The organism is Clostridium sp. C2-6-12 (assembly GCF_009928485.1).
Classification (GTDB): domain Bacteria; phylum Bacillota; class Clostridia; order Clostridiales; family Clostridiaceae; genus Clostridium.
In genome coordinates this window covers 1-24876 of record NZ_JAABNP010000049.1, presented here as the reverse complement: position 1 = coordinate 24876, position 24876 = coordinate 1, and the positions used below count along the sequence as shown (strand labels likewise).

Sequence of the window (24876 nt, the reverse complement as noted above, 5' to 3'; positions counted from 1 at the left end):
AACATCTTAAAATTTGCATATGGTAAATCTTAAGAATTCTTAAGTCATCTTAAATAATATGGCTTTAAGCTATATTGCGTTATATACTAATAACAAATGGAGGTGGCTAATAAATAATATGAGAAATATTTTAATTGCAGATGATAATGATGAAATAAGAGAAATAGTTAAAGTTCTATTGGAGAGTGAAGGCTATAATGTGCTAGAAGCTGTAGATGGCGAAGATGCTATAAACAAAGTTGATGATAGTATTGATTTAATAATACTTGATGTAGTAATGCCTAAAAAAACTGGCTTTAAAGCATGTATAGAAATTCGTGAGAAAACAAGAGCCCCAATTTTATTTTTGACAGCTAAATCTCAAGACTCAGATAAATATATGGCATTTTCCGCTGGAAGTGATGATTACCTTTCAAAGCCATTTTCATATACAGAATTGGTATCAAGAGTTAAAGCTTTGCTTAGAAGGTATTATGTGTATAAAGGAAAAGATTCAAATAACTCAACAAAAGATTCCATTAGTATTAATGGATTGAAAATAAATACAACCTCAAATGAAGTTTCAATAGATGAAAAAGAAGTTGTTTTAACTGAAATTGAATATAATATTCTTTTATTAATGTCTACAAATCGTAAAAAGATTTTTTCAGCACAAAATCTATATGAAAGTGTTTGGAATGAGCCTTATTTTTATTCTTGTAACAATACTGTTATGGTTCATATAAGAAATTTAAGAAGTAAATTAGAGGTAGATCCTCAAAATCCTAAATATATAAAAACAGTTTGGGGAAAGGGGTATAGAATTGAATAGAAAATTTCTATCTACTAAATTAGAAGGTAAATTAATCATATCCTTGATATTTTCATTTATTATATCTGTTTGTATATTTCTTTTACTTCAAGAAATAGGAGAAAATTTATTAAATAAATATTTTGATAAAAGTTCCTTTCTTGTAAATCAAAAAATGCAAGCTATATCAGAGTTTGAAAAATATGTGTCAGATAATAATTTATCAATAAACGACCATGATAAAATAGAAAATTGGACTCGTAAAAACAAGAATGTAAATCTTTATATATATAATGGAAATGATTTAGTTTTCGCTTCTAACTTAAATAATGAAGTAACAAATTATGAACAATATAAAGAAAGTCCAATTTTCCCTATTAATACTCTTGTTGATATATCATTTAGCGATGTTACTGCAAAAATTCATATGGAATGCTTTTTTGAATACAAGTACTACTATATTCTAGCCTTTGCCAACATAGCCATATCATTTCTTTGTTTTGTAATTCTTATATTATTTTTTATCAACAAAAAAATAGCCTATATAGGAAAACTTGAAAATGAAATAAAAATTTTAGAAGGTGGAGATTTAACTTATAAGATTACTGTAGATGGTAATGATGAACTTTCTTCTTTAGCTCAAAGCATTGATGATATGAGAAAATCCTTTATGGAACGTTTAGACAGTGAAGATGAAGCAAGGCTTGCAAATAGTGAATTGATTACAGCCTTATCACATGATTTAAGGACACCCCTCACTGCCTTAGTTGGATATTTGGACATTATAGAATATAAAAAATATAAAAATGAAGAAAGCTTTAATCAATATATTCATAATAGCAGAGAAAAAGCATATCAAATTAAATATCTATCAGATAAATTATTTGAGTACTTTACTGTTTTTAATACTCAAGATGAATTAGACTTAGAGATATTTAATGGAAATGAACTATTAGATCAACTAATTCAGGAACAAATTTTCATGTTAGAAAGCAAAGGCTTTTTATTTGATTTCAACTCTTTTAATACACACTTTTTTATTGAAGTAAATTTAATATCAATACAAAGAGTTTTTGATAATATTTTTTCTAATCTATCTAAATATGCAGATAAATCTAAAGAAATTAAATTAAAATACTATGTTGAAAATGAAAAACTATTTGTAACTGTAGAAAACCAAATAAATAATTTGAAAGCCCTAGATAGCACAGGCATCGGCTTAAAAACCTGCAAGAAGATAATAGAAATGCACAAGGGAACATTTAATATACAAAGAATAGATAACGTTTTTTTAATCACAATAACTTTAAATACAAATTCTTTTTATTAGCACTTAATATAAATAAAAACTTTCTATATTCTATGCAATTAAAATCGGCTTAGAATATAGAAAGTTTTATAGCTTTATATTTATAAAAATCTAAAATTGCTGAAATATTATTATTTAAGCCATATGCTTTTGATAATCTTAAAAATATCTGTAATCATTCCAATTTGATCACTTATTTCTTTTTTTGTATCAATTGCTGTAGCAGTAGCTTCAATAAGCACATCACTTGTTGTCTTTAGATTTTCACTTAACTCAACTGTATTATTTGCTATAACTGGCATTGATTTTACTGTCTCAGAAATATTTTTAGAATTTTCATTCCAAAATACAGATATTTGCTTTAATAATAAATTTAACTTACTTAAGCAAAGTATCAAATAAATCAAAACAATTCCTGCCAATATGGCTAAAATACCGTAACATAGAGTCGAAACTTCAATATACATTTGCATCCCCACAATTTCTATACAATAGTTTTTTCTTCAGCCTCTTCTTCTTTTTCTATTGACTTATTTTCCATATCTTCTGCTTCTTTAGATGAATCACATTTTCCTTCTCTTTTAGCTGAAAGATAGCTATTAATTTTATCTCTTGTCTCATTTACGCTATTTGATAATTTTTCTTTCTTTTCTTCAATATCTTTTTTTATACTTTCATTATTTTCTGTAATCTTTTTAACAACATCTTCTTTAAGTTCTTTACCAGATTTAGGTGCCATTAGCAAGCCTCCGACAATACCACTTACTCCAGTTGTTACTAATGCTGCAGTAATTCCAATTATTTTTTTGTTTCTTTCCTTCTTTTGTTTCCTAAGTTTTTCTTTCTTCATTTCAGAGATCATATTTTTAAATAACATACCCTATACCTCCAATAAATTTATGCAAATTCTAGTTCGATGAACAATATTTTTTTGCTTATATATAACTTAAACTTATTTTATAACAAATTCTACTAAATTTCTTGTAAAAATCGGACAAATACTACTTATTTAATAAGGTTGGAGATATACCACAAAAAAATTTGAATTCTTTAACTAAATGAGACTGATCATAATATCCATTTTCCAATGCAACGATCTTCCAATTTAAATCACGCTTACCTTTTATAGAATATAACATATTTTGAAATCTAACTATTCTACAAAATAATTTTAAATTCATCCCTATTTCACTTTCAGATATTCTGTGCAAATTTCTAGAGCTATAATTGCTTACCTTTGATAATTCTTCTATGGATACTTGTCCCTTATTATCGTAAATATATCTTATTAAATTTGGCATTACAGTTTTGTTTTTACACGAAGGTATATTTTCAAAAAACTCTAAAGTATAATTATCTATAGAGGACATTAACATTTTTTCATCTATATTCTGGGCATTTTCAGGTATATACTTACTAAAATCCTCAATTATATCTTTTAATAAAAGCTGCTTATTCACAATAGATTTCATAGGTATATTAACCAAATCAGAAAATTTTCCTGGCAAAATTCTTATTCCAAATATGTTTACACTATTATCTATCTCATAATTAATAGAACTTGTTATTGGACCCAAAACGGAAATACCTTTTTCTATGCGTTCTTCATTTAAATCTATGAGAATATTTATGCATCCATCTGGAATCATTGAAATCGTATAATTTTTTTCTTCAATTTTTTTTGAAAAAAGTCTAAAATAACATGATACGGTATTGCATGTTTCTTCACTGGGATATATTTCTTCATACATGAAATTTTCAGGAATAGATTTCAAGTTAATAATTGGCATTTGAATTGACATGGCTTCACTCATAAAACCTCCATTTCACCACTGGTGGCACAACTTCCTTTTACCAATTATAACATAAATCTAAAATGCTTTCCTGCAATAAAAAAACCAATATTTATGAATTATAATACTTTTTTGAGAGCTTTTTAGTTATTTACTTAACACCTAATATTTAATTTGTTGGTCTAAATTATTCTTTACTTATTTATCTATATTTTTTATTGTGATATATGCAATACATCATAAATTTTTCCTTCTAGTGACTTTATTTTACTCAAGTCATCTGTAAAGTAAAATACATGATATTTCCACTTGTCTGGATTATAAATAACTATAAATTCTGTTTCTTTAATACTTGAAATATCATTATCTATTTTATCTTTTAAATTATTAAGGCTTTTTTGTGGTTTTATTTCTCTTGCTATCTCAAATACATATTTACAATCTTTAATTTTATATGTTGTTTTATCAATTAATGGAATTCCTACATTTACTTTCTGCCATCCAAAAGAAGTTATTATATTATCATAAAAACCATTAAACAAAAACTTATTTAATCCATTGCTATCCATCCAAATATATAAAGGACAATAGCTATTTTCTAAATTGTTATTTTTCCCTTTTTCTGTTATTAGATATAGTTTAAACTTTAAATCCTCAAATCCATCTGTTTTATATCCGTTGTTTTTCACTCTATCCTTTATTATCCCCATGTCATAATCACTAGGTAATATAATCTTGTATTGTGTTGCTATCATTTATTTTCCCCTCCATTTACCTTTCATTTTCAATTCATGAATAAATTTAGTGCTTAATTCTTTACTACTTTTTTCACTTATAGTTTAACTCCATATATAAAAATTGTATAATACTTATAAATAATCTTTGATATCACTAATAGTGATATCAAACATAAATTAATTTTAGTGAAAGGTTTTTATGCTATGGAAATCAATGATTTGAGAATATTTCAGACAGTTGCTTATGAAAAATCTATATCAAAAGCAGCTTTAAAGCTTGGTTATGCCCAATCAAATATAACCATGAGAATTAAATTGCTTGAAAACAAATTGAACACCACTTTATTCATAAGAAACAATAAGGGCACTATAATTACATCAAATGGAGAAAAATTACTTAAATATGCAGATAAAATTCTTGATTTAATCGATGAAGTTAATCATGAGTTTCTTCCATCTAAAATTACTTCTACTATTAAAATTGGAGCTACTCAAACTATTTCTGCATCTATTTTGCCTAAATTATTTTCTTTGTTTTATGAGAAAAATCCTGAAGTATCATTAATATTAAAAACAGAAACTCAAAAGTTTCTCTCAGATATGATTATAACAAATGAATTAGATGGGGCTTTTATATCTGGACATATTGCGTCTTCTAAGATAAAAAAGGTTATTACTTTCAAAGAAAAGCTTGCATTGGTATCTTCCATAAAAATTGATAGTATTAATAATTTTACTTCTTCAATAATAGTAAATTCAGATCTAGATTGTCCTTATCGTAAGCTTCTACTAAAATGGTTAGCTTATAATAACCATAAAACCGCTGCTATCATTGAGTTTAGTTCTTTAGAATCTATTCTTAGAGGAATAGAGGAAGGTCTAGGAATATCACTTCTACCTAAAAGTATTTTACCTAAAAATAATAATTTCTTTATTTATGATTTAAAAGATGGATTTGATGAATTAGAAATTAAATTTATAGTAAATAAAAACTTACAAATAACACCTTTACTTAATAATTTTATTAATATAGCAAATAGTTATATCTTTAATTTGGATTGATTAAATTAACAAATATGGCTGAAACATCTCCTCCACCAATGCTATCCATTATTACTCTGGAAGGATCTGTATTCAGCCTTTACATTTGAAATAATACTAATATTAATATTTTAATTTTGATATAATTTTTTCATATATTCCAATTCTTATATACCTGTTATCAATTATAGTATACGTTAATTGGGATTTTACATTAATATGGTTTCCTATATCCATAGTTTTTTGCACCTCCACAAATTATTCTTTATATTTTTCCTAAAGTACAATTTATAATATTTTCGGAAATGCATACAGTATGATAACACCAATTAACCTCTTGTCTCTTTTTAATTAGTATTGTAACAATATTTATTTTCCATCCAATTTTAAGTTTATCTTTCTTAAAATTGAATTTAAAATTTCTTTTTCTTCTTTTGTTAACATGGTTAATAAGTCTTGTTCAACAGCCACATGTTCATATACAGCAGTATTAATTAAGTTCAATCCTTCCTTTGTTAATTTTACATATACAGTTCTTCTATCTTCTGTATCATTAACTCTAATTACTAACCCTTTTTTCTCTAAGGTATCTATCCTGTTAGTCATTGCCCCTGAAGTTACCATCAAAAGATTATATAATTCTGTAGGTTTTAATTTAAATTCTCCTCCCGAGCGTCTTAAAGTTGCAAGTACATCAAACTCTCCACTATTAAGATTAAATTTCGAAAAATTATCTCCTAATCTCCTTTCAGTAAATTTAGCTATTCTCTTGAATCTTCCAAAAATAGCCATAGCTTTTGTATTTAATTCTGGTATTTCATTTTTCCATTGTTCAATTATTAAATCTACATTATCTTTACTCATAATAATAATGTTAGCATTAGAAAAATCAAATATCAATAATAAATTCAATTTATATTAACAATCTTAACATTAAGATTGTTGACTTTAAGATATATATGTTTTATACTATACTTATCTTAACGTTAAGATACTCATTGCTAAGATTGTTTAAAAATATTTAAACAAATATATATGAAATCAAATTAAATATACAAGAGAGGAGAATTTTAATGAAAAATTTAAAAGATACTTTATTAACAATGCTTGCACCAATGCTTTGGGCTTCAACATATATAATAACATCAGTGCTAATTCCAATAAATAAACCAATTTTCGTAGCACTTATGCGAGGCCTTCCTATCGGACTAATACTTTTACTTTATTATAGACAATTTCCTAAAGGCAAATGGCTTTTAAAATCTATTATTTTAGGAACTTTAAATATTGGCGGTTTTTTCTTATTTCTATTTATTGCTGCTTACAGACTTCCAGGTGGTATAGCTTCAATATTAGGAAGTGTACAACCTATTTTTACTATTTTCTTTAGCTGGATCTTTCTTAAAGAAAATCCAAATAAAAATTCCTTTATTGCAATTTTAATGACCATTACAGGTGTATCTCTATTATTATTAAAACAAGATGCAGTCATAGACACTATTGGTGTAATCGCTGCTCTTATAGGTGCTATAATTATGGCACTAGGAGTTGTACTAACAAAATACTGGGGTAAACCTAAAGAAATAAATAATATGGTCTTTACTTCCTGGCAGCTATTCTTTGGAAGCCTTATATTGATTCCTGCAACATTTTTAATAGAAGGTGGTATTCCAACACTTAATAGGACAAACATCTTAGGACTTGTTATATTAGGAATATTTAATACTGGCTTAGGTTATTATTTATGGTTTAGAGGTATTTCTAGATTATCTCCTACCAAAGTATCTTTTCTTGGTCCAGTTAATCCACTAACTGCATTTTTACTAGGCTTTATTTTCCTAAAACAAACTATTAATCCAGTTCAAATATTAGGAGTTTTAATAATAATTTTTAGTGTTTATTTTTCTCAAAAAACTCCACAAAAAATTAATCCTGTTATAAGTAACTCAAAAACCATTACACCTTAATATTAAATAAACAACCAAACACGATTACCTGTAAAAATATTATTAATATCTATACAGGTAATCGTGTATTTTAATATCTACTAAATTATCTAAAATTATATTGAGTAACTATGCTTTCCCTATCTTTAGTCTTATCATTAAAATATTCATAGAAAGATAATCCCAAAAAGCTTCCTGTTATATTATATGCATTACTAAAGCCTAAATTTTGAAGAGCTAAAGTTGCATTGTAGCTTCTTTGACCTGTTCTACAGTGAAGGTAAACAGGCTTATCTTTTGGTATTTCATTTATTCTTTGTCTAATTTCACTTAATGGAATATTTACAGCATTTTTAATATGACCACTCGCATATTCTCCTCTTTCTCTAACATCTATAATATAAGCATTATTTTCAACAAGTCCTCTGACTAAATCCACATTAACTTGTTTAAAATCCCCATTTAGAATATTAGAGCCAACATAACCGGCATAGTTCACAACGTCTTTTGCAGTAGAAAATGGTGGTGCATAACATAATTCTAAGTCTTTTAAATCTTCTACAGTTCCTCCAAATTTAATAGCTGTAGCAATTACATCAATTCTCTTTGTTACATCACCTTTACCTATAGCTTGAGCACCTAATATCTTTCCTGTTGGAACTTCATATAATAATTTTAAATGCATAGGTGCTGAAGTTGGCATAATTCCAACCTTATCTGAAAGAATAACCCTCACTACATCATATTTTATCTTCATATTCAAAACATTTATAAGTGCTTCGTTTAATCCTGTTGCTGCTCCGTTATAATCAAAAACCTTTATAGCTGATGAGCCTATATAACCTTTATTTAATCCTTTTTTCCCATTAATATGATCAGCTACTGATCTCGCTTGCTTTAAAGCAGGCCCAGCAAGGGATAATTTTGCAGCAGAATGAGTTAAAGCATTATAAATTTCTACTGCATCTCCAACAGCATATATGTTTTCATCATTAGTTCTATAATTTTGATCAACTTTTATAGCTCCTGTTTCACCAATATCTAAAGCAGCTTCTTTTGCAAGTGTAGTTTCTGGTGCTACACCTATTGCCATAACTACCACCTTTGCTTCAATTCTTTTTCCAGAAGCTAATACAACTGTATCTTTTTCAAATTTTTCTACCTTATCTTCTACTATTAAATTTACACCACGATCATAGATTTCCTTGTGAAATATTTGGACCATATCATAATCGAAAGGCCTTAATATTTGATCTGTTCCTTCTATAAGGGCTACATTATAACCAGCTTCTTTTAAATTTTCCGCAGCTTCAACTCCTATAAAGCCGCCGCCAATCACTGCTATATCCTTTACGTCAATTGATTTTATATATTTATTAAGCTTATCAATATCAACAACATTTCTTATTGTAAAAATATTAACCTCTTCACTTCCTTGAATATTTGGCACAATTGGTCTTGCTCCAGGAGATAACACTAACTTATCATAGCTTTCCTTATATGTTTCGCCTGTTAATAAATTTTTAACTGTTACATTTTTTTCTTCTTTATTAATAGCTATAACTTCATTATTTACTCTAGCTTGAATATTGTATTGAACCAAGAATTTTTCTGGACTCATTAATACTAACTTATCAGCCTCATCTATTAATCCACTTAAGTGATATGGAAGTGAACAATTTGAAAAGGATACATGAGGCCCTTTTTCAAACATTATAATTTCATCCTCTTCACTAAGTCTTCTAAGTCTTGCTGCTACAGATGCTCCTCCTGCAACTCCCCCAATAACTAATATTTTTCTCTTCATATCCCTTATTCTCCCTTCATATTTTAACTCTAAATTTATTTACTTTCTTTTACTTCCTACATAAGAACCCATTCCACCAGAAACATTAACAACATTAAACCCTTGATTTGTAAGTGAATTACATGCCCTTGCACTTCTTCCTCCTGATTGACACATTATGTAGTACTCTTTGCTTTTATTTAAATACTTATCGGGATTGTTTAAAAGTTCTCCCATTGGAATATTCTTTGCACTTTTTATACTTCCACCTTTATATTCATAATCTTCTCTTATATCAATTAAATCTACCTTTCCAATTAACTCATCAATATCATTTACATTAATTACTTTTCCACTTTCCTTTTTGAATAATCCAAACATTTTTAGTTCCTCCTTAAAATTTATTATAAATTCATATTTAAGATTTCATTACATATTTCCTTTGATCCGGTCACATATTAATCAGAATATAAATTTTTCAAGTATCCATAGTCACTTATTGCTCCATTGTTCTTTATATCACTCTTATGTAATACAGGATACTTATTGTAGAGATCTTCTAATTTTTCAAATTTATTATTAAATACCTCTTTATTCTTCATATGCAGCATCCTTGATTTTATTATATATCAATATTTATTAAATATATGTAACTTAGTCACATAAAAAAGAAAGGATAAACTATTTCTAGTATCCTCTCTTTTTAATAATTATTATTAATTTTTATTATTATCTAAATCTACCTTACACATTTGATCATTATATGTAAATTTCACACCAAAAATATATACAAATAGTACAATCATTAAGAAATACAATATCATATATAATGGATTATTTGATAATAAAGAAACAGTTTCAAACATAGTAATTGTTCCAAATATTATAAATATTATTCCTGCTCCCCACTTTATATATTTCTCTGGAATATGTTTACACATCCATGCACCACCTAAGATACCTATTCCATCAGAAATTAACATACCTACTGTTGTTCCCATTAACACAAATAAAGGCATTTTACTTTCAGCAGCTATTGCTATTGTCATAAGTTGTGTTTTATCTCCCATTTCTGCTAAGAAAAATGCTATAGCCACAGTTACAATTGGACCAAACTTGTTTTTCTTCTTTCCTTCTTCATCAATTTTGTCTCCTCTTAAAGTCCAAAATCCAAAAACTAAAAATGACACAGCTGCTACAATTTTAACTACATCCATTGGTATGATTGAACTTAAATAGCTTCCTAAGGCTACTGCAAGTGCATGATTTAGAATTGTAGCTATAAGTACTCCTGTCATTACCTCCTTTACTTTGTATTTACTAGCCATTGCCATAGCAAGGAGCTGAGTTTTATCCCCCATTTCTGCTACAACAACAAATAATAATGCTTTAATAAATTCTCCCATCGCGTGACCTCCAAAAAAAATAATATATATAAATAAAAAAGACTTTCAACACAACAAAAGCCATATTGTCATCTCAAAATTCTTCAATGTAATTTTATATTGAAGAATCTAAAAAAACAATAAAACTATTATTGTGTTAAAAGTCTCACTTGACTAAAATAAGCCACGATAAAGCCAGACCTCTCAGTCAGTATGTTGACTTTATCACCTAATAAAGGCAGTTACTCCCTCTTAACTTAAGATATCTTATTTTCCTTTTAAAACTAATATTTATATTATCATAAATTTAAACTTTGCACAATAAATTTCTTCACTTTATAATGACATAAAAAATATTCTTACTCCTACAATAGCTAGTGCAACTGCAAGGCTTCTAATTATAGCTACTCCATGTATTTTTTTTGAAAATCTTGCCCCTAATTGTGCTCCAAATAATACGCCTATTGATAATGCAATTGTTTGAAGAGCACTGGATTGAAGAACTCCATTTACTATATGTACTACAGTTCCTGATAGTGACATTACTGCTAAAACGAAATGAGATGTCGCTGTAGCAATATGAACTGGATAATTTAACATATTAACAAGGACTGGAACATGTATTATTCCACCACCTATTCCTAAAAAGCTAGACATAAAACCCACAAAAACACTTACAATAATTCCAATTACAGGATTATATGAAAATTTATGTTCTACGCCTTCAATATCTATTATAGTTCTTGTTACATAACCATTTTTAACTACTAAATCAGTTTCCACGTCTTCCTTTTTGCTCCTAATGATTAAGAATGCTGATACAATAACTAATATTACACCAAATATCCCATTAAAAAGCTGTCTTGGTATATATGATGTTATTACTGAACCTAAAATAGATCCAGGAATTGTTGCAACTGCAAAAATTATCCCTGATTTGTAATCAATACGTTTCATTCTTGAATACGCATAAGACCCTGATAATGCATTAAAAAATACAACTGCTAGAGAAATACTTGTTATAGTATCAGGGCTTTTGTCCGGATATAACAACAATAAAATAGGTACCAGTATAAATCCTCCACCAGCACCAATTAAAGTTCCAAAAGTTCCAACTAAAAATCCTAAAGGAACTAACCATAAAAATTGTATCAATTTCTAAACCTTCTTTCATAACAATTAAACTTAGTATATTTATCTTGACTTATAATCCTCTCTAACTCATATTTTTTAATTTATCCAATACCACTTAAATATATTATACAATACTTTTGTCCATTTCGGAAATAAGTTTTTTCTTTTTGCAAATCAAACCTGCTAGCATTAAAATAAACTCTATAAAAAACAAATTCTATTGAAATTTCTTTTCTAAGTTTCCAATAGAATTTGCTTTTTGTATATAAGACTTTTTTAATTTTCACTCCAAAATAATTGCCTATATTATGCTTCTTTATTATATCCTATTGCCTTTTTAGGACAAGCCATAACACATTGGCCACATTGTATACAATCAGGATGACTTAAGATATCAGCTTTATAATTATACGGTACCAATCCTATTGGGCATTTCTTTTCACACAATTTGCAGGAAACACACGAAGAGGATACATGCAACACATCTTTACTTTTTCTAAATTTTCCTGTAATTGATGCTAAAGTTCCCATTGGACAGAAATTACACCAGGTTCTATGATTATAAACTAAAGATAATAATACTCCTATTATAGTTGTTACAACTATTAATCTATAAAACACCATTCCTATGCCATAAAGATTACCCCAGTTTTTGTATACGCCTGAAGTAAACATAGCCATCATTATAGTTAAAATTACAGCCCTAAAGTAATAAGATTTAAAAAACTTAGGCGGCCTTTTTTTATTACTAATTTTTGAAACTACCCTATCATAAAAATTTCCTCTTGGGCATAAATTCCCACACCAAAATCTCCCCTTAAAAATAGACAGAACTATAGGTGCCACCATGCAAATCCCTGCTACAATTGCAAATCTCAAATCAAAGATGCCGAGTACAATAAATGCAACCAAAAGTATAAATGAATATTTTTTCCACAATTTAAAAACCATTCCTAATAAATACCTCCAAATTATTATAGTTCTTTAAACGAACGTTAATATTGTTCATTTAATACTTTTTCATTTTATTAAAGAAGTACATTATTATCTGTAACTTTATCACTCAATAATAAAAAAATAATAAGCTGGTATTAAATTCAGCTTATTATTTCATAGATTTATTATTTAAATGTACTTCCTTTTATTCTGCTTCTATAATAATTCAACCCTATAAAAATAATCCACACAACAACTCCCATTAAACTAACAAATTGAGCCATTCTAATATTTCCAAACATTAAGCTATCAGTTCTCATACCTTCTATTATAAATCTACCTATAGAATATAAACCTATATAAGTAAAAAACACCATTCCATTTATTTTACATTTCCTTAATATCACCATTAATAATATGAAAACTATTATATTCCATAAAGATTCGTATAAAAAGGTAGGATTATAGTATATTCCATTAATGTTCATCCCTTTTTGAATAAACATAGGAAAATGCTTAATAAATTCATAACTAACAGCATCCCCATGTGCTTCTTGATTGAAAAAATTTCCCCATCTGCCTAAAGCCTGAGCCAAAATAATTGATGGGGCTGCTACATCAGCAAACTTAATAAAGTTCAATTTTTTAATCTTTGTGTAAATCAAAGCAGTACCTATGGCAAAAATAAGTCCACCATGTATAGCTAATCCACCATTTCTTATGTTAAACGCATCAATAATATTATTTTTATAGTTATCAAATTCAAATACTACATAATATAATCTTGCTCCTATAATTCCAATTGGAAGCGCTAGTAATACAATATTTAGCAAGTTATCATAATCAACTTTTCTCCACTTACAGTTATATTGAGCTATAACTATACCTAATATAATTCCTGTTGCAATTAAGATACCATACCACCTTATATCAAAGCCTCCAATTGAAAATGCTACTGGATCCATAAACTCACTTCCTTATCTTTTAGTTTAATACTTCTTCTAGAACTATAGCGCAAGCTCCTATTGCTATAGAATTATCATCAAATTCTCCTCCATTGCTAAATTCAATATAATTGTTTTTTATATGGCATTTCTCCATGGCTGTTTCTTTTGCAATATCATAAAATAACTTTGAATGCTGGATTAGAGGGCCGCTTAATATTATTAGTTCTGGATTAAATAACTTGATATAATTTGAAAGTCCAATTCCGAAATACGAAGCTGCTTCTTTAATAATATTCATAGCAACTTTATTATTATTTTCAGCTAAACTACAGACATCACGATAATTAATATTATTTAAATCCTTGTTTAAACCTAAGGGATTGATTTCTTTCATGGAACTAATAAATTTATCTGTAATATTTAATATTGATACATAGCCTTCTATACAGCCAAGATTTCCGCAGGAACATTGCTGTCCATTAGCTTCAACAATCATATGCCCAAAGGCATCTTCCACATTATTTATTGTTCTTATCAAAACACCCGAGGATATAATTCCAGTTCTTATTCCTACACCACAGTTAATATATGAAATATTTTTCTTTCCCTTACCTATTCCAAAATTATATTCTCCAATAACAGCTGCATTAACACCATTATCAATATATACTCTAGTGTCAAACTCCATTGTTAATTCATAATACAAAGATGTAACATTAAATCCTCCAACTATTCCTATACCAATTCCAACAATAAAGGAATTTTCTATTTCAAGCTTTGAGAATAAATCATTTATTACACTAGGTATAGTTTCATCTACATTTTCCATATTATAATCATGACTCAGTAATCTTTCTGATATTATTTCTAATTTCAAATTTACTACAACTATTTTTGTATATGTACGAGAAATATCTATTCCTACAACATAAAATTCTTCCTGATTTACATCATATAAGCTAGGTTTTCTCCCACCAGTAGATTCTCCAATATGACTTTCTACAATAATTTTTTCATTAAATAATGTTTTAAGCTCTCTATTTAATGTAGTTAATTTGATTTGGGTTAGATCTATCAATTCATTTTTAGTTTTAGGTCCATTTTTCTGTATTATGTTAAAAATATTCTTGCATCTATCATTTAATAATTCAAAACCTTTATAAGCTTTCAAAAACTTCCCTTCCTCTCTTAATAACAAGAATATCATCTTTTAACCATTTTGGAAACAAGTTTTTTTCTTATACAAAATAAAACGATAAGGAAATGTAATAATATTTTCACATTTCCTTATCAATATAATTATATATAATATTATGTTTAAAAGCGTATATTTTAATTTACTTTATTTATTTCCAAAAGCTAAAATTCATACGTGTTGGAATTTCTTTGCTAGCAAGTTCTTGTCTCATCTTTGCTATTGCTGTATCAACTTCATTTCTTATCTTTCCTTGAGTTGCTACATCTACAGTTGTTATTGTTCCACCACTTGGAAGTTTATTAGCTTTTGCAGCGGAAAAGGCTTGTACATTATTAAAAGTTCCAGCTGTCATATTGTTTAATTGATAATCCATTGCTTTATTTCCAAATGACATACCATTAGTTATATTAATTGTACCAGTTCCGTTGTTTTGATCGAAACCTTTTGACATATTATCAACAGCTAAACAATCCGTCATAGTTTTAGTACCATTTGTTTGAGGACCATATTTTGAATTTGCTGATCCCATCTTGAAACCATTTCCATTTCCACTGCATGCTCCATTTGTTACATCCTTATCAACTGGAAGTTTATGTTCTTTATCATATGCTCCATTATTGAAGACTGATGCATCTCCATTATGATATGCTACACAGTGATCATATGTTATATCACTACTTCCTATTCCAAAATGATCCCAAGCATCATCTGAATTTTCAGCTGATACACAGTATGAAAATGCATTTCCTGTTCCAATATCTATCTTTGCTGCAAATCCATCAGCGTTTCCACCTTTTGTAAGTGGATCAAAGTTTCTATAAGCCACGCAGCCTATTACTTTATTATTTGCTGGACGTACATGTATTCCTTGATCTTCAAGCCCATCACTACCTGAAATTTGAAGACCTGCGTCACCATTATAACTAAATACACAATCTATAATTTTATTATTATCAGGTTTTCCTGGTACCTGTTTATCTTTTGATAAAGTACTATTATAATTTGGCTTTATAAGCATTCCATTATCATATGCTTTTTCAATCATAAGCCCTTGAATTGTATAGCTTCCTCCACTAATTCTTACACCTACATATGCATCTCCAGTTTTACTAGGACTTGCTTTCTTAGCTACTTCTCTAAATGAAGAGAAATCCAAAACAGGAGTGTATCCATCTGCAGCTTTAATTGTAATATTAGAATCTATTTTATCTAGCAGAAGTTGACTTGTACAATCTACTGTATTTGCTGCAATTTCAATTGTTTGACCACTAGTTGCAGCTGCAACAGCATCCTTTAACTCATCAAAAGTTTTAACTGTAATAACACTTATAGCTTTACTAGCTGAATCTACATTACTGGTAGTTTTTGCTTTAGTAGTTGCTGCAAAAGCATTTATATTAGATGCTCCTGAAACATAACAAACAGTTAAAGCCATAGATACTACTGTTAACTTAGCTAAGATTGTTTTTATCTTTTTTGACATATTTTTAGCCTTCTTTCATTATTGATTTATACGTAATTTATGATTTTTATAGTTTTTAGCTAATTAAATTAATAATTGTGAACTTTAAAAATAATATTAATTTTTCATTTTTAAGCTAAATTTATTTATTTATTTATTTATTTATTTACTGACGTTCCTCCAACAGAAATCAAATCAGATTGATACCCCTTAACCTTAGCCATTAAATTAGCATCTATAGTACTATTAGTATCATCAGCTGTAGTAAACTTCCATACAAAATCTCCACCATTTACTCTTCCTGCGTAAGAAGTAACCTTGGCTGCTACATCTTCTGGTGCATCTGGGCTGTAGCTGTACATTGTTGAATTAGTATCAAAGTTATTATAAATTGTTCCGCCACTTACAGTTTTATATTTATTAGGTACTAATTCATTTCTTGTTTTAGCTAAATATGCATCAAATTGAGTAGGATTATCATTAGTATAAATAATACTTTCTGCACCTTCTATTTTATTATTATAAGCCTTAATCATTCCACCAGCTTCATTTGAAAAGCCACCTACACCGTCTTTAATATCAGTGCCTTGCAGCGAACTCAACATTGGATCTTTACAATTTCTAAAATAGTTAGCTTCTACAAAAGCTGAAGAACCTTTTGTAACACCAACTCCATATTTTGCATTACCATCAAAATAGTTATTGTACACGTGAACAGTTCCAACTCTAATACGTGGATGCCTTGAATCAGAATGATCAAACCAATTATGATGATATGTTACATGGAAATCTTCTGTATCCTTCATACCACAGAGCGAAGATTTACCTGAATCGTAAAAATGATTATAAGAAACGGTGACATAATCAGATAATTTTACATCGCACGAACCATCGCCCTTAACTTGATCTGCATCACTACCTGCTGCGCCATAAAAAATATCATTATTATGAACCCAAATATTTTTATTACCTGTATCAAGAGATATTCCATCATCAGGGAACATCATAACTCCTAAATTTTTAACTTCTACATTAGTTGAATTTCTAACAAGTATTCCCCATCCATAAACTGTAGCATCTTCTCCTACACCTTCAAGTGTAACATTATAACAGCCTTTTAATTCTAAATATCCAGTGCTATTTAGCCCAGTAATATCTGAACCTTTAATCTCACCTACCATACGAATAATAAGTGGATTTTTATCATAACCTTTTTGGCGGGCAGCTAAAATTTTAGTAAGACCGATGCAAGTAGTTTTATTTCCTTTTGCATTTGTTATAACATCTGCAGTTACTGTATTTACTGTGTCTGCTGTAATATAAATAACCTTGGCATTTTCTGGAACTGTACCATTATCATTATATCCGCCTGAAGCAGTTCCTGTTGGTGATTGTTTAGAAAAAGCAAAACCTTCTCTTGTATTTGCTTTTACACTAAGGGGTTTTGTAATTGCTTGCCCTGCTAAAGCTTCTTGATTATTTATAATAGGTACTATTTTTATTACATAGTTTCCTTCTGAAATTCCTAGCACATCAGCTCTAAAATATGATGCATATTTTCTGATTAATTGATTATCTATTTGTTTATAAGTAGTATCTGATGCATTTGCTGCTTTATAATAAACATTATATCCAGTAGCATTTTTAACAGGACTCCATTCTACGTTTGCAGATTCTAACCAGCCTTCACTATCTAATACAGATACAGTACTATCTGCAAAAGCTACTAGAGATACACTAACTCCTGCTGCTGTGGTACTACTAATATCACTTACCTCAGTTGTGTTTTTTGTAGCACTTATATTATTTTTAATATCTACGATCGAAGTTTTTTTGTTATTATCTAAGGTTTTAGCACTTGCGCTAGCTGAAAATGTTGGTGCCATCACTACTGATGTTGCCAAAGCTGCTAATGCTGCTTTTTGTGAAATGCTCATAACTTTATTTTTCTCTTTTAATTTTTTCTTCAACACTCTTATCACCTTCCAATTACATCTACTTTTATTTAGACCATATAATCAAACATATTTTGTGATTTTTTATATAATTTCCCCCTCTTAACTTATAAAAAACTTTAGTATTCAATCCACACATGATTAACTCACATATTAAATAGTATGATTTTGTTAACGTGAACATTTTATCGAGTATCGCCTTCTTAATCACATTGTAACTTTAACATTTTATTTTTTTATAGTAAATAGATATATCGTAATTTAATCTTTTTTAAGCTTTTAACATATAAAATGAATTATATTTATAGTTTACGACGAATTTCTCTTTTTTTACGCTTTATTTTTAATTGTAGTGACTATCATCATTTTATGAATAAAAAACCAGACATTGCTTTTGTCTGGCTTTTGATAATATGATTTAATTATTCTGTTATTATATTAAACACTTATTATAATACACTATACTATTTTTTGATTGGAAAGTATAACTCAGCTGTTTCATCTGTAATACCTTTAAATTCATAACCTTGAGATTTATAGTATTTTATTATTTTAGGGAGTGCTTTACATGTGTTATCATTCATATCGGTACAATGTAAAAGCAGTATAATATTATTAAGCTTATCGCTTCCTTTTATAGCTTTTACATATAAATTATATGGCTGAGTTTTTGGGTCTAATCCATCACAATTATCCATATTCCAATCGTAAACTCTAAAATTATTATCATGTAATTTTTTTAAGTAACTTTTGCTTAAGTGTTTGTAACTACCACCAGGAAATCGTATTATGTTTGGTGCAATTCCAATAACTTCTTGAATTTCGTTTCGGCATACCATCATTTCCTGTATGAACTTATCTTCATTACAATAGATCTTTCTAAAATTATGAGTATATGTATGAAGACCTATGCTATGTCCTTCATTATATATTCGCTTTACAACCTCTTCTTTATCTTTTATTTGGCTTCCTATAAGAAAAAAAGTTGCTTTCACATTATTTTCTTCTAATACATCGAGAACCTTATTAGTTATCTTATAGCTTGGTCCATCATCAAAAGTTAAATAAATAACTTTCTTATTCTCTTCTTCCACAGCATTACTTTCCACACTTTGCTCCTTATCTAAAAGATTTCCTGATGCAGCAACACTGGACATGTTTTCATTAATTACTAACATAATAAGAAATAAACTTATAAAACTTAAAACATATTTAAACTTATTCTTCATTTTTCCTCCTTGAGTTGTATTGTTTTAATAAAATAATTCTTTATTTCTTATTGTTTACTTTTTTAATCCTTTTATTTGTATTAATTTTTACCGCTTTTGTGTTTTATTGGTGTTTGTGTAACCTCAATAACCCTAGCATTAATTCTAAAGATAAATTAGTCCAGTAATACTGCCTATATGAGAGGTATACGTTTCTTCTAATTCAATTACATTCAAATCAAAAAGGCTAACTATGATCTTTTGAAGCTATTTTTCAAACATTAACAAAATAAAAAGGACTGTCATAATATAACAATCCTTTTATAATGAAATTATTCTTAAAGCTTCTCTTATTATATTTTAAATTTACAAACTCCTTCTTTTAACTTTTCTACACTTTCTTTTGCCTTTAAAGCTTCATCTACCACTTCATTTGACTTGTTATTTACTTCCTGTATTCTAGTTGCTATATCTATAGTCCCTCCAGCTCCTTCACTTGCTGCTTCTGCAACTTCATCAATAGTTTTTAAAATATCCTGTACTGACGCCAAAAGCTCCTCTGATATTGAATTTAAATTTGTAGAAAAATCTTTATAATATAATGCATCATCGTTGTACGCTTTACCAGTTTGAACTAAAGTTTCATAGTCTTTTAAAATTCTATTTTCAATGAAATTCAGCATATTGTTTGAATTTGAAGTTAATTCGCTAACAGATGTCAATATAATTCCTGTAGTACTTTGTATTTTATTTATAGTTTCATTTGACTGCTCTGCAAGCTTTCTTATTTCATCAGCCACTACACTAAAGCCTTTTCCTGCTTCTCCTGCTCTAGCAGCTTCTATAGATGCATTTAATGCAAGCAGATTTGTTTGAGATGTTATTTGAAGTATTGAATCTGCTAAAATATTTATTTGTTCCACTGCTTTTGCTTTTTCAATAGATGCTTTTAATGTTTTTTCTGTTTCCTTAAACATTTTTTCTGTTTCTTTTTTATTATTTTCTGATGTAATCATAATATTAGTAGCCTTCTCACTTATTTTTATTGCTTTACCAAGACCCTCTTGGGATTTTTCCGCAACAAAATTAACTGTTCTTTCAATTTCTTGTGAAGTTGCTGACATTTCTTCTGAAGAAGCTGCTGTTTCTTCCATACTTGCTGAAAGTTCTTCTGTAGTTGCTGATACCTCTTCTACATCTTTATCTAATTCACTTATATTTTTTTTAACATTTAAAACTATATTTTCAATATTATTCGATTGATTATTTATATTTAAAATTAATTCCCTAAGAGAATTTTGTGTCTTACTCATAGCTTGTGCAATCTTACCATTTTCATCTTGTCTTCTCATAATTTTTTCTGGTACTTCCACTGAAAAATCACCTGTTGCTAAAATATTAAGATGATTTACTGACATTTCTAATGGTTTAGTAATACTTTTTGAAATAATAAAAACTACTATACTACAAATTAAAGCACTCATTCCAATTAGTAAAATCAAAACATTTCTTAAATTATTGTTATATTCATTTAATAATTGCATTGATTCTTCTTCCGATATACCAACAAATAGTATGCCAATACTTTCTCCTGTTTTTGATAATATCGGTTTATATATTGTAAGATAATTCTTATTTAAAATTTTAGCATTTCCAATATATTCTTTTCCTTTTATTACATCATTATAGGCCTTACTTTCTTTACCTAAATTTGTACCAACAGCTCTTTCACCATTTTCATTTTTAATATTTGTTGATATTCTCTTGAAATCATCTCCACTTTTAACAAATATTGTAGCAACATCTCCAGTATCATTAAAATCCTATCTACCATTTTAAAGCTGTCGCCTATGTTTTTGCCATTTTCATCTACTAGATTACCCTCTGAAAAAGATATATCCCCATAGAATTGTTGCATATAATATGTAGCTACATTAATATCTCCTGTTATTTTTTTATTTAATAATTCAGCCTCCATTGTTTTCATTCCATTTGAAGCTAACCAAAAAGAAAAGCCTCCAATTGTTCCAGAAACTAAAATAATCAAAGCACAAAAATATATTACTAATTTCGATTTAATACTTTTCATAAAAACCTCTCCAATCGCCATTATATATTGTCAAAAATCCCTTACTATTTTTTACTTTTATTACTACAATGGTACATCTTAATCATTTTTTTTACAATCTTTTTCCCAAAGTTTTTATGATTTTTAACATTTTTTAATACAATTATAATACTAATTATAACATTTTCTTATCTGTTCTTTTCTGAAAAAATTATTTCAAGAAAAGAATTCATCTCTAACTCCACATAATTTCTATTTACATACCAGTCAAGCATTCTCTTTATTTCTTCTATTCATAAAACTACTTTTTATATTTATATTGAAATCAAATGATTTTTTTAATAGACTAACCATATAGAATCTTATTTAGAATATCATTATTCATTTTGCAGATCCTACTCCTAATAACAAATACATATACACAATTGATTTAGGATTAGATAAAGTATCTTTATATAAATTACAAGATGGCTGTTTTAAGGAAGAAGCTAATTTAAATATAGCTCCTGGTTCAGGAGCAAGCATATGGAATTTCATCCAAATGGAAACTTTTCTTATTTGCTTAATGAACTAAGTTCAGAGATTACTGTTTTAAAATATAATGAGGACAAACCCTTTTTTGAAGAAGTAGAATATATCTCTATACTCCCATCAGATTGTTCAGTTGAAAGCACTGGTGCTGCAATTCACATATCTACTAATGGAGAATATTTATATGCTTCAAATCGTGGACATGATAGCATAACAGTTTTTAAGGTGGATTCAGTTTCTGGAAAATTAACTTTTGTGTCAAATACAAAACTTCAAGGGCAATCTCCACGTGACTTTTCTATATCACCTTCAGGTAAATTTTTGATTGCAGCAAATCAAACTTCAAGTAATGTAGAATTATACTCAATAAATCAATTAAATGGAGAATTGACTTATTTAAATATATCTGAATATATACCAAATCCTGTTTGCATTAAATTTTTAAATTAATCTAATTATTTCATTAAATAAACTTAAGTGCGCTTGCTTGTGCTACTTCTATTTATATAGGTAATCGCGTATTTAAGATCCTAACTTTTTATGCTTTTAATCAAAATAGTTCAACACTACTTTCATATCTTCTGACCCATCGTTGCTAGAGTTAGAATTGTATAGTAAAAAATCGCAAATTCAATCACTCCTTACTGATTCTTTCTGTTGATACACCTAAATTAGTAATGCATATCCTGTCATGGAACTTCCCAAAGTAGAAATGCTTTGACTGCTCTATAAAAGAAGAAGGAGAACCTCTCCATATGGACTTGGTTCTCCTCCATTACTTAGATACATTATTAAATTATTATTTATATTAAGTTCTATTGATTCAATATCCCTAGTTTTGCTTATAGTCATTTTAAACTTAGACTATACAACAGTTTCTTTTGTTGCACCCTTGAAGCGTAGCTTGATAACCATAGTATTGTTCTTTAATTTTACATACTATCCTTTATTTATGATATAATTTTACGTACCAGTAATAAGTTATGCTTTTTAACAATATACAAAACAGCTTTTATATCTACTATGTAATTTTTTCTCTTCTTATTTAGTTATTTTCTACTAAAAATATTACATTTAAATATTAAATAATAGTTGCATATGAACCTACAGGGAAATTTGTAACTTTGCCCATATCATATGATTCATATCCATAAAGTTTTCCATAAGAACGCATTTTATCTGATTTTAAATCTTCTATTACAGTTCCAACTGTTGGAACTATTCTCTCTAACCAAGTAAACCAATATAATTTTTCATCAAGTTTTAGATAATAACATCTATCAGTATCACAAAGACCTTTTTCTATACCACTTTTGCAGTGCCATGTATAATATTTTTCATTTAAATATATATGTTCATAGGTATCATTTTGACTATATTTAAACTCTATTCTTTCACCAACTAGTTCATCTGTAAACTCATGTTTTAATGTATCTTTTGTAAATTCATTATTTATTGATGCATGATTAAATTCACTCTTTACTGATGTAAAAGGTAATCCTTTATCTCCTCTTTCAAATTGTGAAACACTTACTTCTTCTTTATTAGGTAATATTCCTATTAAAGTTGTAGCAATATTTTTATTTAAGTCAATTACAGTAGTTATTGATTTAGTGTCTCCGTAAGACCAAATAAAATCTAAAATATAAATATTATCTCTAGGTGATGCTAATGTATATATTGCCGCAACCATTTCTTCAATGTCACCTTGTATATAAGTACATTTTAAAGTTTCAAAATCTATAAAATTATATATAACCTTATATCCTTTTTCATAATTTAATTCTAATTTTCTACCAATAAAATCTCCACTTTGTGGCAGTCTGAATTCACTAAATCCTTGTGATAATTCTGATACTGTTGGAAATTCTCTATTATTTTCTTTTGTCATAACTTATATCCTCCTTAAAGCTCATATCACTTAAAAGTATAATAGGTACAGTTACTGGAGGGTCAATAGAAATTACATTTTTATTTGATTAATATTTCTATTTTTACTAAGGTTACTTCTTTTTTATCTTGTCCTATCCTTGGAAATATCCATGTTTCGTTAAAATCACCTAATACGTCTATATTATTATCTATTATATAATTAACTAACTTATGATAATATTGTTCCTTATTGTTACTATTATCATCTAATAATATAGATAGATAATTACCTTTCGGCAAAACATTATAATTATCTATACCATCATCACATTCAATAAAATATCTTATGTCATTATTTGATATCTTATTTTCATTTTTAAAGAATTCAAAACTAGTGCTTGTTCCAAAAGAGGAATATACTTCTTTTCTCTTATTTTCTATATCAAGTATAACTTTTCTTAAATTTATTTCCAATTCATCAACTGTTTTAGAAATAAAATCATATGCTATATATTTTCGTTCTTCATTATATTTTATAAACGCATTATTATCATATTTTAAAGCATCTACTATATTATGGTGGACTTTTTCCATAGAAGCTTTAATTTGAGATAATTCAAATATCCTTTTTTCTAATAGTTTTGTTTGCTTATCTATTAAATCTATAGTATTTTCTAAAGGGGCTGTTGCAAAACTAACGTAGTTAGTTTTGTAGCAGCTCATTTTTTATGGAAATAAAAAAATGTGAATTCCGAGGAACTCACATTCATTGTATAAT

Annotated in this window: 27 protein-coding genes; 5 read left to right on the top strand and 22 right to left on the bottom strand. The window is 27.8% G+C overall.

Annotation, left to right across the window (positions count from 1 at the left end):
• Positions 1–118 precede the first annotated feature (118 nt).
• Together GXK56_RS25100 and GXK56_RS25095 are read left to right on the top strand one after the other, a co-directional pair.
• Positions 119–811 (top strand): response regulator transcription factor, encoded by a 693-nt coding sequence (locus GXK56_RS25100; RefSeq protein WP_160692636.1) that lies wholly within the window; start codon positions 119–121, stop codon positions 809–811.
• Complete coding sequence (locus GXK56_RS25095; RefSeq protein ID WP_160692634.1) at positions 804–2120, top strand: HAMP domain-containing sensor histidine kinase; 1317 nt, start codon at positions 804–806, stop codon at positions 2118–2120. The genes GXK56_RS25100 and GXK56_RS25095 overlap by 8 nt, the downstream gene beginning before the upstream one ends.
• Positions 2121–2230: 110 nt before the next feature.
• On the opposite strand, the gene GXK56_RS25090 is transcribed toward GXK56_RS25095, so the two are convergent.
• The 4 genes from GXK56_RS25090 to GXK56_RS25075 all read right to left on the bottom strand — a co-directional run bounded on the left by GXK56_RS25090 (position 2231) and on the right by GXK56_RS25075 (position 4647).
• Positions 2231–2566, bottom strand: coding sequence for a hypothetical protein (locus tag GXK56_RS25090; protein ID WP_160692632.1), 336 nt, complete (start codon positions 2564–2566; stop codon positions 2231–2233).
• A gap of 17 nt (positions 2567–2583) precedes the next feature.
• Positions 2584–2976 carry a YtxH domain-containing protein gene (locus tag GXK56_RS25085; RefSeq protein WP_160692630.1) on the bottom strand — a complete coding sequence of 131 codons (393 nt, stop codon included), beginning with the start codon at positions 2974–2976 and terminating at the stop codon, positions 2584–2586.
• Positions 2977–3100: 124 nt separating this feature from the next.
• Positions 3101–3913, bottom strand: coding sequence for an AraC family transcriptional regulator (locus GXK56_RS25080; protein ID WP_160692628.1), 813 nt, complete (start codon positions 3911–3913; stop codon positions 3101–3103).
• A gap of 194 nt (positions 3914–4107) precedes the next feature.
• Positions 4108–4647 (bottom strand): DUF4865 family protein, encoded by a 540-nt coding sequence (locus GXK56_RS25075; RefSeq protein WP_160692626.1) that lies wholly within the window; start codon positions 4645–4647, stop codon positions 4108–4110.
• Positions 4648–4815: 168 nt separating this feature from the next.
• Here GXK56_RS25075 and GXK56_RS25070 point away from each other — a divergent pair, with 168 nt between their 5' ends.
• Complete coding sequence (locus GXK56_RS25070; protein ID WP_243156260.1) at positions 4816–5691, top strand: LysR family transcriptional regulator; 876 nt, start codon at positions 4816–4818, stop codon at positions 5689–5691.
• Between the two features lie 348 nt (positions 5692–6039).
• On the opposite strand, the gene GXK56_RS25065 is transcribed toward GXK56_RS25070, so the two are convergent.
• On the bottom strand, positions 6040–6534 hold the full coding sequence (locus tag GXK56_RS25065) for a MarR family transcriptional regulator (RefSeq protein ID WP_160692624.1): 495 nt from the start codon (positions 6532–6534) through the stop codon (positions 6040–6042).
• Between the two features lie 209 nt (positions 6535–6743).
• Between GXK56_RS25065 and GXK56_RS25060 the strand changes: the two genes are divergently transcribed.
• Positions 6744–7637 (top strand): EamA family transporter, encoded by an 894-nt coding sequence (locus tag GXK56_RS25060; protein ID WP_160692623.1) that lies wholly within the window; start codon positions 6744–6746, stop codon positions 7635–7637.
• 85 nt (positions 7638–7722) lie between these two features.
• Here GXK56_RS25060 and GXK56_RS25055 read toward each other — a convergent pair whose 3' ends face one another.
• The 14 genes from GXK56_RS25055 to GXK56_RS28770 all read right to left on the bottom strand — a co-directional run bounded on the left by GXK56_RS25055 (position 7723) and on the right by GXK56_RS28770 (position 22220).
• Positions 7723–9423, bottom strand: a complete 1701-nt coding sequence (locus tag GXK56_RS25055) for an FAD-dependent oxidoreductase (protein WP_160692621.1) — start codon at positions 9421–9423, stop codon at positions 7723–7725.
• A gap of 39 nt (positions 9424–9462) precedes the next feature.
• A complete protein-coding gene (locus GXK56_RS25050) occupies positions 9463–9783 on the bottom strand; it encodes a rhodanese-like domain-containing protein (protein WP_160692619.1) in 321 nt (106 codons plus the stop codon).
• Positions 9784–9860: 77 nt separating this feature from the next.
• Positions 9861–10004 (bottom strand): hypothetical protein, encoded by a 144-nt coding sequence (locus GXK56_RS25045; protein ID WP_160692617.1) that lies wholly within the window; start codon positions 10002–10004, stop codon positions 9861–9863.
• 114 nt (positions 10005–10118) lie between these two features.
• Positions 10119–10808 (bottom strand): TMEM165/GDT1 family protein, encoded by a 690-nt coding sequence (locus GXK56_RS25040; RefSeq protein ID WP_160692615.1) that lies wholly within the window; start codon positions 10806–10808, stop codon positions 10119–10121.
• A 315-nt stretch (positions 10809–11123) separates the two neighbouring features.
• Positions 11124–11942: a sulfite exporter TauE/SafE family protein gene (locus tag GXK56_RS25035; RefSeq protein WP_160692613.1), complete on the bottom strand. Its 819-nt coding sequence runs from the start codon at positions 11940–11942 to the stop codon at positions 11124–11126.
• Positions 11943–12227: 285 nt separating this feature from the next.
• Positions 12228–12872 carry a 4Fe-4S binding protein gene (locus GXK56_RS25025; RefSeq protein ID WP_160692609.1) on the bottom strand — a complete coding sequence of 215 codons (645 nt, stop codon included), beginning with the start codon at positions 12870–12872 and terminating at the stop codon, positions 12228–12230.
• 170 nt (positions 12873–13042) lie between these two features.
• The gene (gene lgt, locus GXK56_RS25020; RefSeq protein ID WP_160692608.1) at positions 13043–13822 is read right to left on the bottom strand and encodes a prolipoprotein diacylglyceryl transferase; all 780 of its coding nucleotides are present in this window, start codon (positions 13820–13822) and stop codon (positions 13043–13045) included.
• A gap of 19 nt (positions 13823–13841) precedes the next feature.
• Positions 13842–14975 (bottom strand): ROK family protein, encoded by a 1134-nt coding sequence (locus tag GXK56_RS25015; RefSeq protein ID WP_202127944.1) that lies wholly within the window; start codon positions 14973–14975, stop codon positions 13842–13844.
• 175 nt (positions 14976–15150) lie between these two features.
• Positions 15151–16485 carry a pectate lyase gene (locus GXK56_RS25010; protein WP_160692604.1) on the bottom strand — a complete coding sequence of 445 codons (1335 nt, stop codon included), beginning with the start codon at positions 16483–16485 and terminating at the stop codon, positions 15151–15153.
• A gap of 137 nt (positions 16486–16622) precedes the next feature.
• Positions 16623–18437, bottom strand: coding sequence for a right-handed parallel beta-helix repeat-containing protein (locus tag GXK56_RS25005; RefSeq protein WP_243156259.1), 1815 nt, complete (start codon positions 18435–18437; stop codon positions 16623–16625).
• Positions 18438–18883: 446 nt separating this feature from the next.
• Complete coding sequence (locus GXK56_RS25000) at positions 18884–19648, bottom strand: polysaccharide deacetylase family protein (RefSeq protein ID WP_160692602.1); 765 nt, start codon at positions 19646–19648, stop codon at positions 18884–18886.
• Positions 19649–19980: 332 nt separating this feature from the next.
• The gene (locus GXK56_RS24995; protein ID WP_160692600.1) at positions 19981–21171 is read right to left on the bottom strand and encodes a methyl-accepting chemotaxis protein; all 1191 of its coding nucleotides are present in this window, start codon (positions 21169–21171) and stop codon (positions 19981–19983) included.
• Between the two features lie 161 nt (positions 21172–21332).
• Positions 21333–21716, bottom strand: a complete 384-nt coding sequence (locus GXK56_RS24990; RefSeq protein WP_160692598.1) for a hypothetical protein — start codon at positions 21714–21716, stop codon at positions 21333–21335.
• 360 nt (positions 21717–22076) lie between these two features.
• Positions 22077–22220, bottom strand: a complete 144-nt coding sequence (locus tag GXK56_RS28770; RefSeq protein WP_347707975.1) for a hypothetical protein — start codon at positions 22218–22220, stop codon at positions 22077–22079.
• Between GXK56_RS28770 and GXK56_RS24985 the strand changes: the two genes are divergently transcribed.
• The gene (locus GXK56_RS24985) at positions 22221–22676 is read left to right on the top strand and encodes a beta-propeller fold lactonase family protein (RefSeq protein ID WP_279283333.1); all 456 of its coding nucleotides are present in this window, start codon (positions 22221–22223) and stop codon (positions 22674–22676) included. It begins immediately after the preceding gene.
• Between the two features lie 276 nt (positions 22677–22952).
• On the opposite strand, the gene GXK56_RS28660 is transcribed toward GXK56_RS24985, so the two are convergent.
• From GXK56_RS28660 to GXK56_RS24975, 3 genes are all read right to left on the bottom strand, one after another.
• Positions 22953–23078 carry a hypothetical protein gene (locus GXK56_RS28660; protein ID WP_279283331.1) on the bottom strand — a complete coding sequence of 42 codons (126 nt, stop codon included), beginning with the start codon at positions 23076–23078 and terminating at the stop codon, positions 22953–22955.
• A gap of 229 nt (positions 23079–23307) precedes the next feature.
• A complete protein-coding gene (locus GXK56_RS24980; protein ID WP_160692596.1) occupies positions 23308–24117 on the bottom strand; it encodes a molybdenum cofactor biosynthesis F family protein in 810 nt (269 codons plus the stop codon).
• A gap of 80 nt (positions 24118–24197) precedes the next feature.
• Complete coding sequence (locus tag GXK56_RS24975) at positions 24198–24821, bottom strand: hypothetical protein (RefSeq protein WP_160692594.1); 624 nt, start codon at positions 24819–24821, stop codon at positions 24198–24200.
• Between the last annotated feature and the right edge of the window lie 55 nt (positions 24822–24876).

Excerpts from the sequence above, each read along its gene's own strand:
- GXK56_RS25100 (WP_160692636.1), top strand. The coding sequence starts at position 119 with ATGAGAAATATTTTAATTGCAGATGATAATGATGAAATAAGAGAAATA.
- GXK56_RS25090 (WP_160692632.1), bottom strand. The coding sequence starts at position 2,566 with ATGTATATTGAAGTTTCGACTCTATGTTACGGTATTTTAGCCATATTG.
- GXK56_RS25085 (WP_160692630.1), bottom strand. The coding sequence starts at position 2,976 with ATGTTATTTAAAAATATGATCTCTGAAATGAAGAAAGAAAAACTTAGG.
- GXK56_RS25080 (WP_160692628.1), bottom strand. The coding sequence starts at position 3,913 with ATGAGTGAAGCCATGTCAATTCAAATGCCAATTATTAACTTGAAATCT.
- GXK56_RS25075 (WP_160692626.1), bottom strand. The coding sequence starts at position 4,647 with ATGATAGCAACACAATACAAGATTATATTACCTAGTGATTATGACATG.
- GXK56_RS25065 (WP_160692624.1), bottom strand. The coding sequence starts at position 6,534 with ATGAGTAAAGATAATGTAGATTTAATAATTGAACAATGGAAAAATGAA.
- GXK56_RS25060 (WP_160692623.1), top strand. The coding sequence starts at position 6,744 with ATGAAAAATTTAAAAGATACTTTATTAACAATGCTTGCACCAATGCTT.
- GXK56_RS25055 (WP_160692621.1), bottom strand. The coding sequence starts at position 9,423 with ATGAAGAGAAAAATATTAGTTATTGGGGGAGTTGCAGGAGGAGCATCT.
- GXK56_RS25050 (WP_160692619.1), bottom strand. The coding sequence starts at position 9,783 with ATGTTTGGATTATTCAAAAAGGAAAGTGGAAAAGTAATTAATGTAAAT.
- GXK56_RS25045 (WP_160692617.1), bottom strand. The coding sequence starts at position 10,004 with ATGAAGAATAAAGAGGTATTTAATAATAAATTTGAAAAATTAGAAGAT.
- GXK56_RS25040 (WP_160692615.1), bottom strand. The coding sequence starts at position 10,808 with ATGGGAGAATTTATTAAAGCATTATTATTTGTTGTTGTAGCAGAAATG.
- GXK56_RS25025 (WP_160692609.1), bottom strand. The coding sequence starts at position 12,872 with ATGGTTTTTAAATTGTGGAAAAAATATTCATTTATACTTTTGGTTGCA.
- lgt (WP_160692608.1), bottom strand. The coding sequence starts at position 13,822 with ATGGATCCAGTAGCATTTTCAATTGGAGGCTTTGATATAAGGTGGTAT.
- GXK56_RS25010 (WP_160692604.1), bottom strand. The coding sequence starts at position 16,485 with ATGTCAAAAAAGATAAAAACAATCTTAGCTAAGTTAACAGTAGTATCT.
- GXK56_RS25000 (WP_160692602.1), bottom strand. The coding sequence starts at position 19,648 with ATGAAGAATAAGTTTAAATATGTTTTAAGTTTTATAAGTTTATTTCTT.
- GXK56_RS24995 (WP_160692600.1), bottom strand. The coding sequence starts at position 21,171 with ATGCAATTATTAAATGAATATAACAATAATTTAAGAAATGTTTTGATT.
- GXK56_RS24990 (WP_160692598.1), bottom strand. The coding sequence starts at position 21,716 with ATGAAAAGTATTAAATCGAAATTAGTAATATATTTTTGTGCTTTGATT.
- GXK56_RS28770 (WP_347707975.1), bottom strand. The coding sequence starts at position 22,220 with ATGCTTGCTCCTGAACCAGGAGCTATATTTAAATTAGCTTCTTCCTTA.
- GXK56_RS24985 (WP_279283333.1), top strand. The coding sequence starts at position 22,221 with ATGGAATTTCATCCAAATGGAAACTTTTCTTATTTGCTTAATGAACTA.
- GXK56_RS28660 (WP_279283331.1), bottom strand. The coding sequence starts at position 23,078 with ATGACTATAAGCAAAACTAGGGATATTGAATCAATAGAACTTAATATA.
- GXK56_RS24980 (WP_160692596.1), bottom strand. The coding sequence starts at position 24,117 with ATGACAAAAGAAAATAATAGAGAATTTCCAACAGTATCAGAATTATCA.
- GXK56_RS24975 (WP_160692594.1), bottom strand. The coding sequence starts at position 24,821 with ATGAGCTGCTACAAAACTAACTACGTTAGTTTTGCAACAGCCCCTTTA.